The sequence below is a fragment of the Rathayibacter tanaceti genome, assembly GCF_009834165.1.
Classification (GTDB): Bacteria; Actinomycetota; Actinomycetes; order Actinomycetales; family Microbacteriaceae; genus Rathayibacter; species Rathayibacter tanaceti.
Genome location: NZ_CP047186.1, coordinates 838,823 through 855,773 on the forward strand (window position 1 = coordinate 838,823; position 16,951 = coordinate 855,773).

Below are 16,951 nucleotides of genomic sequence, written 5' to 3' on the forward strand. Positions count from 1 at the left end.
GGAGACACACCATGCGCGCCTTCGCCATCGACACCTACAAGGGGTCCCTCCACGAGACCGAGGTCCCGGAGCCCGCCGTGGGCCCTCGCGACGTTCTCGTCACGGTCGCCGCCGCCGGGGTCAACCAACTCGACGAGAAGCTCCGCGTGGGCGAATTCCGCGCGATCCTCCCCTACAAGACCCCTCTCGTGCTCGGCCACGACGTCGCGGGCACCGTCATCCGGACCGGCTCGGCCGTGCGCAGCGTGAAGCCGGGCGACGTGATCTACGCCCGTCCGCGCGACCAGCGGATCGGCACCTTCGCCGAGCGCATCGCCATCGACGAGCAGGACGTCGCCCTCGCCCCGACCTCGATCAACCTCGCCGAAGCCGCATCGCTGCCCCTGGTGGCGCTGACCGCGTGGCAGGCCCTCGTCGAGCGGGGAGCGGTCGGCCCCGGCTCGAAGGTCCTCATCCACGCCGGCTCCGGGGGAGTGGGCAGCATCGCGATCCAGCTCGCGAAGCACCTCGGTGCTCATGTCGCGACGACCGTCTCCGGCGGCAACGTGGAGTTCGTCCGCGGGCTGGGCGCTGACGTCGTGATCGACTACCGCACCCAGGACTTCGAGAGGGAGCTGAGCGGCTACGACCTCGTGCTCGACAGCCTCGGCGGCGAGAACCTCGACAGGTCGCTCCGGGTGCTCGCCCCCGGCGGCAAGGCCGTCGGGATCTCCGGTCCCCCCGATCCCGCCTTCGCCGCCGAGAAGGGCCTGAACCCGGTCCTGCGACTGGCGATCACCGCGCTCAGCCGCCGCATCCGCTCCCGCGCGAAGAAGCTCGGCGTCTCGTACGAGTTCCTGTTCATGCGCGCCGACGGTGAGCAGCTGGCGCGCATCGCCGAGCTCGTCGACTCCGGAGCCGTCCACCCCGTCGTCGGAGCGACCTTCCCGTTCGAGCAGACACCCCGCGCGCTCGCCTCCCTCGGCACGTCCGGGACACGCGGCAAGTCCGTCGTCCTCGGCCTCTGACCCCCACCACTCCAGAAGGAACGAGCACCATGAGCACCCGCACCCCCGTCGTCACGTCGTACGCACTCGCGCCCACGAAGACCCTCACCACCGAAGGCGCGACCTTCGCGTACCGCGAACTCGGGCCGAAGGAGCAGATCCCCGTCGTCTTCTTCGTGCACCTCGCCGCGACCCTCGACAACTGGGATCCCCGGATCGTCGACGCCGTCGCGAAGAACCGGCACGTGATCACCTTCGATCAGCAGGGCGTCGGAGCCTCGGGCGGCACGTTCCCGAAGACACTCGAGGAGGCGGCCGACGACGCCTACCTCTTCATCCGCGGTCTCGGCTACGAGACCATCGACGTCTTCTCGTTCTCGATGGGCGGGATGATCGCGCAGGACCTCGTCGTGAAGCATCCGACTCTTGTCCGCAGGCTCGTGCTCACCGGCACCGGCCCGCGCGGCGGCAAGGACATGGACAAGGTGGTGGGCGTGACCTACCGGGACATCCTTCGCTCCGTGTTCACGCGCTCGGATGTGAAGGAGTTCCTCTTCTTCCCCCGTGACGCCGCCGGCAAGAAGGCGGCGAAGGACTTCGTGCGTCGGCTCTCGGAGCGGACGGTCGACCGTGACACGGCGATCAGCCCGAAGGCCTTCGCCACCCAGCTGAAGGCGATCCAGCGCTTCGGCCGCTCCACTCCGTCCGACCTGTCGGTGATCACCCAGCCCACCCTCATCGCCAACGGCGATACCGACCGCATGGTCCCGTCCGTGCTGTCCGAGGACCTGCACCGGCGCATCGCCGGCTCCGAGCTGATCATCTACCCCGACTCCGGTCACGGCGGCATCTTCCAGTACTGGGAGACGTTCGCGCCGGTCGCCGTGTCGTTCCTGGCGGCCTGAGACCGCATCCATCGCCGCCGCAGGGCGCGGCCCCCTCCCCACACCGCCGCGCCGCGCACGAGGCCGTCCCCAGCACCGATCAGACAAGGACCCCGACATGACCACGACCTCCACCATCACCTTCGAGCGCACGTCTGCGCAGGTGGCCCGCATCACCTTCGCCAACCCGCCGGTGAACCTCGTCACCGGGGAGACGGTGCTCCGCCTCGCCGAGATCGTCGAGCGGCTCTCGACCGATCCCGATATCCAGGTCGTCGTGTTCGACAGCTCGGTGCCCGACTTCTTCTACAACCACTTCGATCTCGCCGCCGCAGGTGACTTCGCTCCGCCGGAGGACGAGAACGAGGCCGGGATCTGGACGACGCTCGTGCTGGCGCTGTCGAAGGCCCCCTACGTCACCGTCGCCGTGATCCGGGGGCGCACCCGTGGAGGCGGCGACGAGCTCGCGCTGGCTCTCGACCTGCGCTACGCCAGCCGTGAGAAGGCGCTGTTCGGCCAGCCGGAGGTGGGCTCCGCGATCCTCCCCGGTGGCGGTGGCAGCGAGCGCCTGCCGAGGGTGATCGGGCGCGACCGTGCCCTCGAGGCGATCCTCACCGCCGACGACTACGACGCGACCCTCGCGGAGCAGTGGGGCTGGGTCACCCGGGCCCTGCCGGATACCGAGCTCGACGCGTTCGTCGAGGCGATCGTGGCGCGCCTGGCCTCCTTCGACCGCACGGCGCTCGCCTCGGCCAAGGCGCAGATCAATCGGGCGACCCTCCCGCCGGACGCCGACCTCGCCGCGGCCTACCGCGAGTTCTGGCACTCGATGAGCCTTCCCGGCTTCTCGGCCCGCGCGGCAGCCGGCCAGGCCCTCGCCGAGAAGGTCGGGCTCGACCTCGAGTACCGGCTCGACGAGTACCTCGGCGCTGCTGCTCGCCGCGACTGAGGTCCGACGCGTGCTCGCCTCCTCCGGAGGAGGGCCCCGGCTCCGCCCGCCTCAGCGGGCAGCGTCCTCCAGCACCCGCTCCTGACCGGAGTAGACGTTGAAGCCGTCGGCACGGCTGAAGCCGAGCAGGGTCAGCCCCGAGCTCCGCGCGAGGTCGACCGCGAGCGATGAGGGCGCGCCGACCGCGGCGAGCAGGGGGATCCCGGCCATCACCGCCTTCTGCACGAGCTCGAACGAGGCGCGCCCCGACACCTGGAGCAGGGTTCCGCGCAGGGGCAGCCGCCCCTCGCGGAGTCCCCAGCCGACCACCTTGTCGACAGCATTGTGACGGCCCACGTCCTCGCGCAGTACGAGCATCGATCCGTCGGAGTCGAAGAGACCGGCCGCGTGCACTCCGCCCGTCCGCTCGAACACGGCTTGCGCCTCGCGGAGCCGCTCCGGCAGCGCGACGACCAGGCCGCGGTCGATCCGCAGCGGGTCCTCCGTGACGCTCCAGGCCGACTCCGTCGCGACCGCCTCCAGCGAGGCGAGGCCGCACACCCCGCACGAGCTCGACGTGTAGACCGAGCGCTCGCGCTCGAGCAGCACCGCCGCCCGGCCGCCGCGCACGGTCGCGTCGACCACGTTGTAGGTGTTCTCGGCCGGCCCCGCCCCGCTCGCGCAGTAGCGCATCGCCGCGAGCTGCTCGCTCGCCGTGAGCACTCCCTCCGAGACCAGAAACCCGGCGACGAGGTCGAAATCGTCACCCGGCGTGCGCATGGTGACGCTGAAGCGGCGGCCGCCGACGCGGATCTCGAGCGGCTCCTCGACGGCGAGCACGTCCTCGCGGCGGCGGGGCGGCTCGGCGCCGCGGACGGCGGTCAGGCGGGTGCGGGCGACACTGCGACTCATGGTTCTCCTCGTGCGGTGGAGGTCATCCTCCCACCGCGGCCCGGGAGCGTCGCGACCCTTCCGACGTACGATGCTGGAATGGTCGATGACGCCGAGCCCCGCGAGAGTCCGATCGACGAGAGTCGCCTGTCCGTCCGCGCGCCGAAGCGCAGGGCGGTCGGCATACCGGGAGTCGCTCACGCACTGCAGATCTCGCTGAAGCAGATGGGCCCGGTCCGCAGTGCCGAGACGCTCCTCCGCGTGAATCAGAAGACCGGCTTCGACTGCCCCGGCTGCGCGTGGCCCGAGTCCGACAAGCGGCACGTTGCCGAGTTCTGTGAGAACGGGGCGAAGGCCGTGGCGGAGGAGGCGACACTGCGCACCGTCACCGCGGCGTTCTTCGCCGAGCATCCGCTCTCGGAGCTCGAGACCTGGGACGACTTCGCCCTCGGCCAGCAGGGGCGCCTGACCGAGCCGATGCTGCTCGAGGAGGGCGCGACCCACTACCGGCCGGTGGGCTGGGACGAGGCGCTCGACCTCGTCGCCGAGGAGCTGCGGGCCTGCGCGAGTCCCGACGAGGCGATCTTCTACACCTCCGGCCGCACGTCCAACGAGGCCGCGTTCGTCTACCAGCTGCTCGTCCGCGGCTTCGGCACGAACAACCTGCCCGACTGCTCCAACATGTGCCACGAGTCCAGCGGATCCGCGCTCACCGAGACGATCGGCATCGGCAAGGGCTCGGTCAGCCTCCGTGACGTCGAGCGGGCGCCGCTGCTGATCGTCGCGGGGCAGAACCCGGGCACCAACCATCCGCGGATGCTCACCGCGCTGGAACGCGCCAAGCGGGCGGGCAGCACGATCGTGGCCGTGAACCCGCTGCCCGAGGCGGGCCTGCTCCGCTTCCAGAACCCGCAGACCGTGCGGGGGACGGTGGGCGAGGGGACGGTGCTCGCCGACCACTTCCTCCAGGTGCGGCTCGGCGGCGATCAAGCCCTGTTCCAGGGCCTGGGAAAGGCGCTGCTCGACGCGGAGGAGGCGCGCGGCGACGTCTTCGATCACGCCTTCATCCGTGAGAGCACCGAGGGCCTCGACGCCTACCTCGACGAGCTGCGCACGACCGAGTGGTCCGAGATCGAGCGGGGCGGCGGGATCGACGAGGCGCGCATCCGCGCTGTCGCCGAGCTGATCGCCGCGGCCGAGGGCACCGTCGTCTGCTGGGCGATGGGCCTCACGCAGCACGCGCACTCGGTCGCGACGCTCAAGGACGTCGTCAATGTCCTCCTTCTCACCGGCAACATCGGCAAGCCCGGCGCCGGCGTCTGCCCTGTCCGCGGCCACTCCAATGTGCAGGGCGACCGCACGATGGGCATCTTCGAGCGGATGCCGGACTCGTTCCACGATGCGCTCGACCGGGAGTTCTCCTTCGCTTCCCCTCGCGAGCACGGCACCGACACCGTCGCCGCGATCCGCGCGATGCGCGACGGCCGCGCCAGGGTCTTCGTCGGGCTCGGCGGCAACTTCGCCCGCGCCACGCCCGACAGCGGAGTGACCGAGGCCGCGATGCGCTCGCTCGCGCTGACGGTGCACATCTCGACCAAACTCAACCGCTCACACGTGGTCACCGGTCGTCGCGCGCTGATCCTGCCCACGCTCGGGCGAACCGACGCCGATGTGCAGGTGAGCGGTGAGCAGCGGGTGACCGTCGAGGATTCGATGAGCGCTGTGCACGCCTCCCGCGGCCGACTGCGCCCGCCGAGCCCGGCGCTGCGCTCGGAGGTGGCGATACTGACGGCCCTCGCGGAGCGGGTGCTCGCAGACCGCGAGAACACACCCCGGGTCGACTGGGCGGGGCTCCGCGGCGACTACCGGCTCATCAGAGCGCACATCGCACGGGTCGTCCCCGGCTTCGAGGGTTTCGAGCAGCGGATCGAGGTGCCCGGCGGCTTCGTCCTCCCGCACCCGCCGCGCGACTCCCGGAGCTTCGACACCGCCTCCGGTCTCGCCCGCTTCACCGCGAACCCGCTCGAGTACCCGCTCGTCCCCGAGGGTCGGCTGCTGTTGCAGACCCTGCGCTCGCACGATCAGTTCAACACCACGATCTACGGCAGGGACGACCGCTACCGGGGGATTCACGACGGCCGACGGGTGGTCTTCGTGCACGCCGACGACATCGCGGCGCTGGGCTTCGCGAACGCGGCGATGGTCGACCTCGTCTCGGAGTGGCCGGACGGCGTCGAGCGGCGGGCGGAGGCGTTCCGGATCGTCGCCTACGACACTCCACGCGGCTGCGCCGCCGCCTACTATCCCGAGACGAACGTCCTGGTGCCGCTGGACTCGACCGCCCGGGTCAGCAACACCCCGACGTCGAAATCGGTGGTGATCCGGCTGGAGCCTGCAGCCTGAGCCTCACCGCGCCGGCGGGTGAGCCTGCTACAGAGTCCCGGTCGAGGTCCGGAAGCAGGAACGGCAGCGCGGCGAGCGGGATGCCGGGCAGCCCGATCGTCGGCTCTCCTACGGCGTGTCGGAGATGGTGGTGATCGTGGCTGCTTGTCCTCCCCTCGTGTCATTCACCGTGCTCGTCAGGTGAACGGAATCCCCCACCCTTGTGGAAACGCGCACATCCCGACTCGCATACAGCTGTGTGAACGAATCAGGCAGTCCCTCGCCGCGCGCTTCCCTGACATTGATACCGTTGTCTTTACTGTAGGGCACTGCGAACATTTGGTCGAATGCGAATCCGGACGTCGGGTCGGTGAATCGCATGATGCCCTCCGCGCCGAAAAGACCGAACTTCTTCTGTGCGCTGTAGACGCCGACGGAGACGAAAGTGGTCACTGTTCCTTCGGAGGAGACGGAGAGGCGCTTCGTCAGCTGCACCGGGTCGGGGAAGTTGTCCATCATGGACGTCATCTCGCCGCAGTTCATGTACGTGTCTCCGCCGATCGTGAGGTCCATCGAGGTGTTGTTCGCCACGAGCCCCATGATCTCTTTCGGGTTGCTCGTGACGAGCCAGCTCAGCAGCGTGAATGCGGCGATCACCACTGCACCGATCGCGGTCTTGAAGCCGATGCTCTTGATCCCCGCCACCACGGCCGCTCGCAGAGCAGTGCCCGCAATCACTTCCTTGGCCACGCCCACCACCATCGGCACGGTGATCGACAGGATTCCGCCGGCGAGCATCTGGAGCGCAAGCGCCTCGGGATCGCCCGCTTGGGACATCAGCTTGAGGCGGTTCTCGGTGACCTGCACGTACTTCTTCACATCCTCGCCCTGCATGCCGCGCATCGCGAGAAACGTCTCGGAGTTCACTGTCCAATTAGGCACGAGAGCGCGACCGTCGCCCTGGATCGCGAGAAGAAAGGAATCCTCCTGCGCGCCACGGTCGTCGGCCGAGGTCTCGGAGAAGATGACGTCGAGTGCTGCCTGTGCGCTTCTCATGATTCCGAGAGCTCGACCCTCGTCGCCGTCGATGAGCAGCTGTCTCACATCGAACCCGAGCCATTCGGTCCACTCCGCCAATTCGCGTTCGGCGAATGCGCGTGTTTCTGTGCTCTGTGAATCGATCATTGTTCCCCCATTGGACGGTGATCTGTGTCTGGCATCTCGCTCGAGAGTAGCGTTATCGTCTCCCTTGCGCAGTCGGCGGTCAACGGGTCCTCTGTCCCCTCTTCGGGGCGAGCGAATCGTCTGTCGAAAACCCACCGATCGGCTGTCGATCGAACAGGTGCGACTCCGGAGTCAGCTGTTCGGAACACACCCTGGAATTCTGCCGACTCGATCATCGGACGACGAGTTCTCCGCATCGTGACAACGAATGTCTGTCTGGTGAACCGATGACCAGCTGGGCCGGAACATCCGCCTGCGCAGCCCCCGATCAGTTCCACGACACCCTCTCGTGAGCCGGTGGCGTATGTCCTCCGTCAGGACGCCGGTCCTGGACGCCGTCTGTCGCGTTCCGACGGAATCGGCGGGGCGGCAGGGTGGGTCATGACCGCCTCCTGTGGAGACGCTGCGGGCACGCCACTCCTCTCAGGGGTCGCGGCCTCCGTCACGGCCGCGGCCCCCGTCACGGCCGCGGCAGACGACGGTCGCGCCTCACCACGGCAGCGGCAGCAGGCGCACGGAGTCGCCTGCGCGGCTGCGTCGGGCAGGCACGACCGCGACCGCCTCCGAGGCGGCCAGCCCCGCGAGCATGTGGGAGCGGATGCTCGCCGCAGCCCGCCAGCCGCCCTCGCCGCGCGCGACCGGCACGAGCATCGTCGTCTCCGCGCGTCCGAGCGGCTCGCCGAGCACCCCCTCGCGAAGCGGGCGGACCGTGGCGTCCGCGGCCGCGTCGAACGCGGGCGGAAGGAAGGAGAGGGCGGCGAGCAGGGCGGCGAGTGGATTGCCCGGCAGGGCGACCACGAGGGCGCCGCCCGGCAGGACCGCGAGTATCGTCGGGTGCCCCGGTCGCATGTCGACGCCGTCGACGAGCGTCGTCGCTCCGATCAGGTCCAGGGCGCGGCGCACCGCATCCGCCCGCGAGTGCCCGGTCCCGCCCGTCGTGACCCGGATCGGAGCCGAACCCGCCGACAGGGCTTCCGCGATCGCCTCGTCGTCGTCGCCCCGGCGCAGGATGTCGCCGACGACTCCGCCTGAGAGTTCGACGAAAGCGGGCAGCAGCGGCGTGAAGGCGTCGCGTACCCGTCCTGCGCGCGGCACTCCCTCGGTATCGACCTCGTCGCCGGTGAAGACGAGATCGACGGGGCACGGCCCGCGGGCGTCGAGCGCATCGACCCCCGCGATCGCGAGGAGGGCGAGATGCGCGGGAGTGAGGCGGGTACCGGAGTCGACGAGCACTCCTCCAGCCGGGACTTCGTCGCCCGCGCGCCGGATGTGGCGTCCGGGCGGGAGCTCGACCGACGCCGTGAGCAGCCCGCCCGCCTCCGAACCCTGCTCCGTCGCCAGGACCGCGTCGCTCCACTCGGGAACGGCTGCGCCGGTGACGATCGGAGCGGCAGAGCCGGCCCCGAGTCGCCAGGGGCCGGGGCCCCGAACGGCCCAGCCGTCCATGGCCGAGGAATCGTAGTGGGGGAGCGGGCGGCTCGCCACGACGGCGTGGTCGAGGACGCACCCGCGGGCGTCGAGGAGTGGGACTCGGGCCACGGGACTGCGCAGCACGGTCTCGCCGACGATCCGCCTGGCCTCGTCCCAGTCAGTCGCCTCGTGCCGGTGCGCGCTCATCTCCTCATTCTCGCGGTGCGCCGGAGCGGGGCCCGCATCGAGCGGACCCCGCCGGCGGCTCAGCCCAGGTAGCCGTTGGGGTTCAGCACGAACTTCTTCGCCGCACCCTTGTCGAAGTCGGCGTAGCCGCGCGGAGCGTTGTCGAGCGAGATCGCCGTGGCCTGCACGGCATCGGCGATGTGGACGCGGTCGTGCAGGATCGCCATCATCAGCTGTCGGTTGTACTTCATCACCGGGCATTGGCCCGTGGTGAACGACAGCGACTTCGCCCAGCCGAGGCCGAGTCGGATCGAGAGCGATCCTTCCTTCGCCGCGTCGTCCACTCCACCCGGGTCTCCCGTGACGTAGAGGCCGGGGATGCCGAGCGCGCCTCCCGCCGCGGTGATCGACATGAGCGAATTGAGCACCGTCGCCGGCGCCTCCGACCCCGAGTCGGGGCCGTTGCCGTGCGCCTCGAAGCCGACCGCGTCGACACCGCAGTCCACCTCGGGAACGCCGAGGATCTGCTCGATCTGGCCGGCCGGGTCGCCCTTCGAGACGTCGACCGTCTCGCAGCCGAACGAGCGGGCCTGCGCCAGCCGCTCCTCGTTGAGGTCGGCCACGATGACGACCGCGGCGCCGAGCAGTTGCGCTCCGACGGCCGCGGCGAGGCCGACGGGACCAGCGCCCGCGACGTAGACGGTGGAGCCGACGCCGACGCCGGCGGTGACGGCGCCGTGGAAGCCGGTCGGGAAGATATCCGAGAGCATCGTGAGGTCGAGGATCTTCTCGAGCGCCTGGTCGCGGTCGGGGAAGACCAGCAGGTTCCAGTCCGCGTACGGCACCATCACGTACTCGGCCTGCCCGCCGACCCAGCCGCCCATGTCGACGTAGCCGTAGGCGCTGCCGGGGCGGTCGGGATTCACATTCAGGCAGATGCCCGTCTTGCGCTCCTTGCAGTTGCGGCACCGGCCGCAGGCGATGTTGAACGGCACCGAGACGATGTCGCCGACCTTCACGAACTCGACGTCGGAACCGACCTCGACCACCTCGCCGGTGATCTCGTGCCCGAGCACCAGGTCGGAGGGTGCGGTCGTGCGGCCGCGCACCATGTGCTGGTCCGATCCGCAGATGTTGGTGGACACGGTGCGCAGGATCGCGCCGTGTGGCAGCTTCCGCCCGATGTTGGCCGGGTTCACTCCCGGTCCGTCCTTCAGCTCGAAGGTCGGGTAGTCGATGTCGATGACCTCGACGACTCCGGGGCTCTTGTAGGCGACGGCTCTGTTGCCTGACATGCGGTTCTCCTTCACGTGGACGACCGCGGGGCGCGCGCTCCGCGGGACCCCCGCGGCGCCGCTCGGAACCGGCCGCGACGTCGGGGCTCGCGAGAACGCTACGCCCACCGCCTGGAGCGACATCGAGACCGGGGGAGTACCGTGTCAGGCGGTGTGCGCCCGCCCGCGGATCGCGTCGCGGGACGTCGCCATGGCGGCGTCGAGCGCGGATCCGCCCCCGCCCTGGAGGCCTGCCGCGTAGCCCGCGAGGAACGTCGTCAGCGGTGCCGCGGGCCGCACGACTGCGTGCGCGGCATCTCCCGCCAGCGCGAGCAGCGCGTCGCGATCGATCGGAACCTCACCGAGGCCGAGCGCTGCGCAGAGCTCGTCCCACCAGGTGCTGAGCAGATCGTCGGTGGGTCGGTCGTCGCGCGTCTCGTCCATCCGCTCATTCTCGTTCGTGCGGCGCGGCAGGTCGATGCCGTGCCGCCGCGCGTCAGCAGGGCTGTCGACGTCGTCGGTGGAACCGGCGGGCACGCCGACGAGCTCGATCCGCGTCCCAGCGAGGACAGCGCGCACCGATGCTCCGTCGACGGTGTCGAGGCCGCGGAGCGCCTCGGAGAGCGAGCGTCGCCGGTGAACACCGAGGAGCTGCTGCGTGCGGCCGTTCGCGTCGACGGCGAGCAGGGACTGGGCTCGCGTGCGCGCGGCCTCCGTGAGCAGGCGGTGCACGGCCGGGGCCGGACCGACGAGGTCGGTCGCGAGCACGAGCACCCACTCCGGTGCGTCAGGGCGTTCGAGCGTTGGGAGGGCGGCGGCCAGACCCGCGACCGGACCGCCGAAGGGTGGATCATCCTGCACCAGCAGGGCCCCGCCGACAGACCGCCGCAGCAGCACCGGCCCTGCCACCACTGTCCGCTCGGCACCGTGTGCGGCCGCGAGCGCGGCCGCCAGCAGAGTGGTGCCGCGATGCACGAGCAGCGGCTTGTCCGCACCGTCGAGGCGGCGTGCGCGACCTCCCGCGAGGAGCACGGCGTCGAAGCGGGGGAGCGCGTGCCGGTCGATCACGGCTCCGAGGGTACGCGCGGGCCGGCCCGGGCGGACCGGCTCCGGTGTCGGAGGTCGCGGCTACTCTTGTCGGGTGGTAGCAGCCCTGTATCGCCGGTACCGGCCCGAGACGTTCGCCGAGATGATCGGCCAGTCGCAGGTGACCGATCCGCTCATGACGGCGCTGCGCACCAACCGTGTCAACCACGCCTACCTCTTCAGCGGCCCGCGCGGCTGCGGCAAGACCACGTCGGCTCGCATCCTGGCCCGCTGCCTCAACTGCGCCGCCGGCCCCACCGACACCCCGTGCGGCGTCTGCGACAGTTGCGTCGAGCTCAGCCGCGAGGGCCAGGGCTCGCTCGATGTCGTCGAGATCGATGCCGCGAGCCACAACGGAGTCGACGACGCGCGCGATCTGCGTGAGCGCGCCATCTTCGCCCCCGCGCGCGACCGCTTCAAGATCTTCATCCTCGACGAGGCACACATGGTCACCCCCCAGGGCTTCAACGCCCTGCTCAAGATCGTCGAGGAGCCGCCGGAGCACGTGAAGTTCATCTTCGCGACGACCGAGCCCGACAAGGTCATCGGCACCATCCGCTCGCGCACCCACCACTACCCGTTCCGGCTCGTGCCGCCGGCGCAGATGCTCGACTACACGCAGGAGCTCTGCGGGCGCGAGGGCGTGCGGGTCGCCGCCGGGGTGCTCCCGCTCGTGGTGCGCGCGGGCGGCGGCTCGGTGCGCGACACCCTCTCCCTCCTCGATCAGCTCATGGCAGGCTCCGAGGACGAGACCGTCGAGTACGAGCGCGCCGTCGCGCTCCTCGGCTACACCCACGGCGCCCTCCTCGACGAGGTCGTCGACGCGCTCGCCGAGCACGACTCCGCCGAGGCGTTCGGAGCGGTCGACCGCGTGATCCAGACCGGTCAGGACCCGCGGCGCTTCGTCGAGGACCTGCTCGAGAGGCTCCGCGACCTCATCGTCGTCGCCGCCACCGGAGGCGCGGCCTCGGCCGTGCTGCGCGGCGTCTCGCAGGACGAACTCGACCGCATGGCCGGCCAGTCGCGGGCGCTCGGGCTGGCCGAGCTCTCGCGCATCGCCGACGTGGTCAACGAGGCGTTGACCGAGATGACCGGCGCGACCTCGCCGCGTCTCCACCTCGAGCTGATGATCGCCCGCACGCTCGTCCACGGCATCGGCGCCGGCATCGCGCCCGCTCCGCAGCAGGAGGAGCGGCCCCGGCACGTCGCCGAGTCTCGTCCCGCGCCGTCGGCCGCCGCCGCGAGCCCCGCGGCTCCGGCATCGGAGCCGCCGCGCGAGGCTGAGCCGAACCGCGCCTCGCACGCCGCGAGCCCCGGCTCCGTGCCCGAGTCGATCGCGGCCGCTCCCCGCACGGAGGCGCTCGTGACGGCCGCCGCGCCGGTTTCGGCGCCCGCGGTGGCGATCCCTGAGCCCGCGCCGGGCGAGCCCGCGCCGGCCGACGCCGCGCCGTCCGAGGGCGTGCGGCCCGGGATGGCGACGGGGATGCCGACGCCTGCAGAGGCTCCCGTCCCGCCGGGAGCGGAGCCCGCCACTCCCGCTGCCGCCAGCACCGCGGAGGCGTCCTCCGATGACGCGCCGGTCACCCTCCAGCGCATGAAGGACACGTGGCCCGAGATCCTCGAGGTCGTCCAGAAGGCCAAGATGACCGCCTGGCTGGTCGCCTACACGGCACAGGTCCGGGCGCTCAAGGACGACGTGCTCACGCTCTCGTTCCCGAGCCAGAACGACGTCGAGTCGTTCAAGATGCCGGGCACCGCGGGGCAGCCGGGCGTCAGCGAGCACCTGCGGCAGGCGATCCAGCAGGTCCTCGGCCTGCGGGTGAAGTACATCGCCCGAGTGGAGCCGCGCGCCGTCGCCCCCGAGGCCGAACGCGCCGCCACCGAAGCCCCGCCGGCTCCTGCTCCCTCCGATCGTTCCGCTCCCTCCGCTGCTTCGACCGACGGCGACGGCTGGGCGACGGCCGCGATCCCCGCCGACCCGGCTCCTGCGGTCGAATCCGCCGCCGCACCCGCTGCCGCCGCACCCGCTGCCGCCGCACCGGGCGCCGCTGCTGAGCCGCGCCCCGAGCGCCCGTCACCCGCGGAGCGCCCCTCAGCGGACGAGCCGCCGTTCGACGAGGAGCCGCCGGAGGAGGACATGCCGCCGGTCGAGCCGCCGATGCCCGGCTCCTGGGCGACGGTGACGCCTCCGGGCGAGCCGCCTGTGGCCGCCGAGCCGATCGCTCCGCCGCGAGCCGGCGCCGCTCCCGAGCGTCCCGCGCCGCCGGCCCGACCCGTCACCCGGACCACCCGCGCCGCCACGGCTGACGGGCGACAGCGCTACGGCGAGGCGGTGGTGCGCGAGATCCTCGGCGCCCAGTTCATCGAGGAGCAGCCGCACACGCCCCGCGGTCCCCGCGTGACCGGCGCATGAGCCGCGGCCCGCTCCGCACCGTCGCCACCCCCGTCCGTCCCACCCGAGAGGAGGCGACCGCATGTACGAAGGCATCGTCCAGGAGCTGATCGACGAGCTGGGTCGACTCCCCGGCATCGGACCGAAGTCGGCCCAGCGCATCGCGTTCCACATCCTGCAGACCGAGACGTTCGACGTCACCCGTCTCGCCGAGATCCTGCTCGAGTTGCGCGGCCGAGTGCACTTCTGTGACATCTGCGGCAACGTCGCCGAGGAGGCGACCTGCGGCATCTGCCGCGATCCGCGTCGCAGCCGCTCCGTCATCTGCGTCGTCGAGGAGGCGAAGGACGTCCCGGCGATCGAGCGCACCCGCGAGTTCCGCGGGCTCTACCACGTGCTCGGCGGCGCGATCAGCCCGATCGACGGCATCGGGCCCGACCAGCTGCGGATCCGCCAGCTGCTCCAGCGGCTCGCCGACGGCGAGGTGCAGGAGGTCATCATCGCGACCGACCCCAACCTCGAGGGCGAGGCGACGGCCACGTACCTCTCGCGAATGCTGAGCACCCTCGGCATCCGCATCACGCGCCTCGCCTCCGGGCTCCCCGTCGGCGGCGATCTCGAGTACGCCGACGAGATCACCCTCGGCCGCGCCTTCGAAGGTCGCCGCCTGATCGAGAACTGACCCCGCCGCCGACGCACGCAACATGACGCCGTCGGCATGCACCCGCCCGGTAGACTCGCCCGTCGGGTCGCGACGGCGGTCCAGCCACAGACCCGGGAGCAGCACGTGAGCCTGATCGTCCAGAAGTTCGGAGGGTCCTCCGTCGCCGATGCGGAGAGCATCAAGCGGGTCGCCAAGCGCATCGTCGCCACGAAGCAGGCGGGCAACGATGTCGTCGTCGCCGTCTCCGCGATGGGTGACACCACCGACGATCTGCTCGAGCTGGCCCACCAGGTCACTCCTCTGCCGGCGCCCCGCGAACTCGACATGCTGCTCTCCTCCGGGGAGCGCATCTCGATGGCCCTCCTGGCCATGGCCATCAAGAGCATGGGCTACGAGGCACGCTCGTTCACCGGCAGCCAGGCCGGCATGATCACCGACGCCCGGCACGGAGCCGCCCGCATCGTCGACATCACCCCGGTGCGGCTGCGGGAGGCGCTCGACGAGAACGCCGTCGTCATCGTCGCCGGATTCCAGGGCTTCAACCGCGACACGAAGGACATCACGACCCTCGGCCGCGGCGGCTCCGACACCACGGCCGTCGCGCTCGCGGCGGGACTCGGCGCGGACACCTGCGAGATCTACACCGACGTGGACGGTGTGTTCACGGCCGACCCCCGCGTGGTCAAACGCGCCCGCAAGCTCGACCGCATCTCGAGCGAGGAGATGCTCGAGCTCGCCGCCGCCGGCGCCAAGGTGCTGCACATCCGCGCCGTCGAGTTCGCCCGCCGCCACGGGGTCACGCTCCACGTGCGCTCCTCCTTCAGCCCGAACGAGGGCACCATCGTCTACAACGCCGAGACCGCCGGCGCCGAGCAGAACGGACAAGCCGTGGAAGAGCCCATCATCGCCGGAGTCGCCGCCGACCTGAACGAGGCGAAGATCACCGTCGTCGGCGTCCCCGACATCCCGGGCAAGGCCGCGCAGATCTTCACGATCGTCGCCAAGACCGGCTCGAACATCGACATGATCGTGCAGAACGTCTCGGCCGCCGCGACCGGGCGCACCGACATCTCGTTCACGCTTCCCAAGGCCGACGGCCAGACCGTCCTGATGGCGCTCAACGCCGAGAAGGACGAGGTCGGCTTCGAATCGCTCCAGTACGACGATCAGATCGCCAAGCTCGCGCTCGTCGGTGCCGGGATGCGCACCAACGCGGGCGTCTCGGCCAAGCTCTTCCGCTCGCTCTACGAGGCCGGGATCAACATCGAGATGATCTCGACCAGCGAGATCCGGATCTCGGTCGTCACCCGCGCCGACACCGTCGACGAGGCGCTGCGCGTCGTGCACACGGCGTTCGGGCTCGATGGAGACGACGAGGCCGTCGTCTACGCAGGAACCGGCCGCTGACGGCCACCCACCCGCGAGATCCGGCCGCGCCTGCGCGTCGGCCCGGACCGCTCGGTACCTTCTCCTTCACTACCTCCGCCAGACCGGCCCGCGCGCCGCACGGACGAAAGAGCACAGCATGAGTAGCACCCCCCTCCACGTGGGCGTCGTCGGCGCGACCGGCCAGGTCGGGAAGGTGATGCGCCGCCTCCTCGAGGAGCGCGACTTCCCCGTTGCGTCGATCCGCTTCTTCGCCACCGCGCGCTCGGCCGGCTCCACTCTGCCCTTCCGCGGCGAGGACGTGGTCGTCGAAGACGTCGAGACCGCGGACCCCTCGGGCCTCGACATCGCCCTCTTCTCGGCGGGAGCCACGGGATCTCGCGCGCAGGCCCCCCGGTTCGCCGCGGCCGGCGCCCTCGTGATCGACAACTCCAGCGCGTGGCGGATGGACCCCGAGGTCCCGCTCGTCGTGAGCGAGGTCAACCCGCACGCCATCGACCAGGCGGTCAAGGGCATCATCGCGAACCCCAACTGCACCACGATGGCCGCGATGCCGGTCCTCAAGGTCCTCGACCGGGAGGCAGGCCTCACGCGCCTCATCGTCAGCACCTACCAGGCCGTCTCGGGCAGCGGGCTCGCCGGAGCGAACGAGCTGGCAGGCCAGGTCCGCGCCGCCGTCGCCGATGAGCACCTGCTCGACCTCGTGCACGACGGCTCCGCGGTCGCCTTCCCCGCGCCCGACAAGTACGTCGCGCCGATCGCGTTCGACGTGATCCCCTTCGCCGGCAACCTCGTCGAGGACGGTTCGAACGAGACCGACGAGGAGAAGAAGCTGCGCAACGAGAGTCGTCGGATCCTCGAACTCCCCGAGCTGCTGGTCTCCGGCACCTGCGTGCGCGTCCCCGTCTTCACGGGCCACTCCCTGTCGGTGAACGCCGAGTTCGCCTCCGCCCTCACCCCCGAGCGAGCGCGCGAGCTGCTCGCCGAAGCGCCGGGAGTCGTCCTCCGCGAGGTGCCGACGCCGCTCGAGGCCGCGGGCAAGGACCCCAGCTACGTCGGCCGCATCCGCGCCGACGAAGGCGCTCCGGAGGGCCGCGGGCTCGCGCTCTTCATCAGCAACGACAACCTGCGCAAGGGCGCCGCCCTCAACGCCGTGCAGATCGCCGAGCTGATCGCGGCGAAGCAGCCCGTCTCCTGACGCGAGGGGAGGGTCTGCCCCATTCCGGATTCGCCCCGCTCGCGTGGAAAAGCCCCGAAT

13 protein-coding genes are annotated in these 16,951 nt (G+C 70.9%); 8 read left to right on the forward strand and 5 right to left on the reverse strand.

All coding sequences use genetic code 11. The features are described 5' to 3' along the window. The first annotated feature begins 11 nt into the window (after window positions 1-11). The 3 genes from GSU10_RS04010 (at window position 12) to GSU10_RS04020 (ending at window position 2,819) form a co-directional block, all read left to right on the forward strand. Window positions 12-1,007, forward strand: a complete 996-nt coding sequence (locus GSU10_RS04010) for an NADP-dependent oxidoreductase (RefSeq protein WP_068211662.1) — start codon at window positions 12-14, stop codon at window positions 1,005-1,007. A 29-nt stretch (window positions 1,008-1,036) separates the two neighbouring features. Then, window positions 1,037-1,891: an alpha/beta fold hydrolase gene (locus GSU10_RS04015; RefSeq protein ID WP_068211660.1), complete on the forward strand. Its 855-nt coding sequence runs from the start codon at window positions 1,037-1,039 to the stop codon at window positions 1,889-1,891. A 97-nt stretch (window positions 1,892-1,988) separates the two neighbouring features. After that, window positions 1,989-2,819 carry an enoyl-CoA hydratase/isomerase family protein gene (locus tag GSU10_RS04020; protein WP_068211657.1) on the forward strand — a complete coding sequence of 277 codons (831 nt, stop codon included), beginning with the start codon at window positions 1,989-1,991 and terminating at the stop codon, window positions 2,817-2,819. 51 nt (window positions 2,820-2,870) lie between these two features. Here GSU10_RS04020 and fdhD read toward each other — a convergent pair whose 3' ends face one another. Then, a complete protein-coding gene (gene fdhD, locus GSU10_RS04025; RefSeq protein WP_068211654.1) occupies window positions 2,871-3,710 on the reverse strand; it encodes a formate dehydrogenase accessory sulfurtransferase FdhD in 840 nt (279 codons plus the stop codon). Window positions 3,711-3,788: 78 nt separating this feature from the next. Here fdhD and GSU10_RS04030 point away from each other — a divergent pair, with 78 nt between their 5' ends. Then, a complete protein-coding gene (locus tag GSU10_RS04030; protein ID WP_068211650.1) occupies window positions 3,789-6,092 on the forward strand; it encodes an FdhF/YdeP family oxidoreductase in 2,304 nt (767 codons plus the stop codon). 108 nt (window positions 6,093-6,200) lie between these two features. Here the strand turns inward: GSU10_RS04030 and GSU10_RS04035 are convergent, their stop codons facing one another. From GSU10_RS04035 to GSU10_RS04050, 4 genes are all read right to left on the reverse strand, one after another. Further along, window positions 6,201-7,256 (reverse strand): DoxX family protein, encoded by a 1,056-nt coding sequence (locus tag GSU10_RS04035; protein WP_132504474.1) that lies wholly within the window; start codon window positions 7,254-7,256, stop codon window positions 6,201-6,203. Between the two features lie 528 nt (window positions 7,257-7,784). After that, complete coding sequence (locus GSU10_RS04040; RefSeq protein WP_132504476.1) at window positions 7,785-8,912, reverse strand: molybdopterin molybdotransferase MoeA; 1,128 nt, start codon at window positions 8,910-8,912, stop codon at window positions 7,785-7,787. Window positions 8,913-8,971: 59 nt separating this feature from the next. Then, complete coding sequence (gene fdhA / locus GSU10_RS04045) at window positions 8,972-10,186, reverse strand: formaldehyde dehydrogenase, glutathione-independent (protein WP_068213188.1); 1,215 nt, start codon at window positions 10,184-10,186, stop codon at window positions 8,972-8,974. Between the two features lie 144 nt (window positions 10,187-10,330). Then, complete coding sequence (locus tag GSU10_RS04050; protein ID WP_082845286.1) at window positions 10,331-11,233, reverse strand: NTP transferase domain-containing protein; 903 nt, start codon at window positions 11,231-11,233, stop codon at window positions 10,331-10,333. A gap of 73 nt (window positions 11,234-11,306) precedes the next feature. Here GSU10_RS04050 and GSU10_RS04055 point away from each other — a divergent pair, with 73 nt between their 5' ends. The 4 genes from GSU10_RS04055 (at window position 11,307) to GSU10_RS04070 (ending at window position 16,891) form a co-directional block, all read left to right on the forward strand. Next, window positions 11,307-13,664 carry a DNA polymerase III subunit gamma and tau gene (locus GSU10_RS04055; RefSeq protein WP_132504478.1) on the forward strand — a complete coding sequence of 786 codons (2,358 nt, stop codon included), beginning with the start codon at window positions 11,307-11,309 and terminating at the stop codon, window positions 13,662-13,664. Between the two features lie 61 nt (window positions 13,665-13,725). Continuing rightward, window positions 13,726-14,325, forward strand: a complete 600-nt coding sequence (recR, locus tag GSU10_RS04060; protein WP_068210188.1) for a recombination mediator RecR — start codon at window positions 13,726-13,728, stop codon at window positions 14,323-14,325. 105 nt (window positions 14,326-14,430) lie between these two features. Further along, window positions 14,431-15,714 carry an aspartate kinase gene (locus tag GSU10_RS04065; RefSeq protein ID WP_068210186.1) on the forward strand — a complete coding sequence of 428 codons (1,284 nt, stop codon included), beginning with the start codon at window positions 14,431-14,433 and terminating at the stop codon, window positions 15,712-15,714. 118 nt (window positions 15,715-15,832) lie between these two features. After that, window positions 15,833-16,891: an aspartate-semialdehyde dehydrogenase gene (locus GSU10_RS04070; RefSeq protein ID WP_068210183.1), complete on the forward strand. Its 1,059-nt coding sequence runs from the start codon at window positions 15,833-15,835 to the stop codon at window positions 16,889-16,891. Window positions 16,892-16,951 lie beyond the last annotated feature (60 nt).

Excerpts from the sequence above, each read along its gene's own strand:
- GSU10_RS04010 (WP_068211662.1), top strand. The coding sequence starts at position 12 with ATGCGCGCCTTCGCCATCGACACCTACAAGGGGTCCCTCCACGAGACC.
- GSU10_RS04015 (WP_068211660.1), top strand. The coding sequence starts at position 1,037 with ATGAGCACCCGCACCCCCGTCGTCACGTCGTACGCACTCGCGCCCACG.
- GSU10_RS04020 (WP_068211657.1), top strand. The coding sequence starts at position 1,989 with ATGACCACGACCTCCACCATCACCTTCGAGCGCACGTCTGCGCAGGTG.
- fdhD (WP_068211654.1), bottom strand. The coding sequence starts at position 3,710 with ATGAGTCGCAGTGTCGCCCGCACCCGCCTGACCGCCGTCCGCGGCGCC.
- GSU10_RS04030 (WP_068211650.1), top strand. The coding sequence starts at position 3,789 with ATGGTCGATGACGCCGAGCCCCGCGAGAGTCCGATCGACGAGAGTCGC.
- GSU10_RS04035 (WP_132504474.1), bottom strand. The coding sequence starts at position 7,256 with ATGATCGATTCACAGAGCACAGAAACACGCGCATTCGCCGAACGCGAA.
- GSU10_RS04040 (WP_132504476.1), bottom strand. The coding sequence starts at position 8,912 with ATGAGCGCGCACCGGCACGAGGCGACTGACTGGGACGAGGCCAGGCGG.
- fdhA (WP_068213188.1), bottom strand. The coding sequence starts at position 10,186 with ATGTCAGGCAACAGAGCCGTCGCCTACAAGAGCCCCGGAGTCGTCGAG.
- recR (WP_068210188.1), top strand. The coding sequence starts at position 13,726 with ATGTACGAAGGCATCGTCCAGGAGCTGATCGACGAGCTGGGTCGACTC.
- GSU10_RS04070 (WP_068210183.1), top strand. The coding sequence starts at position 15,833 with ATGAGTAGCACCCCCCTCCACGTGGGCGTCGTCGGCGCGACCGGCCAG.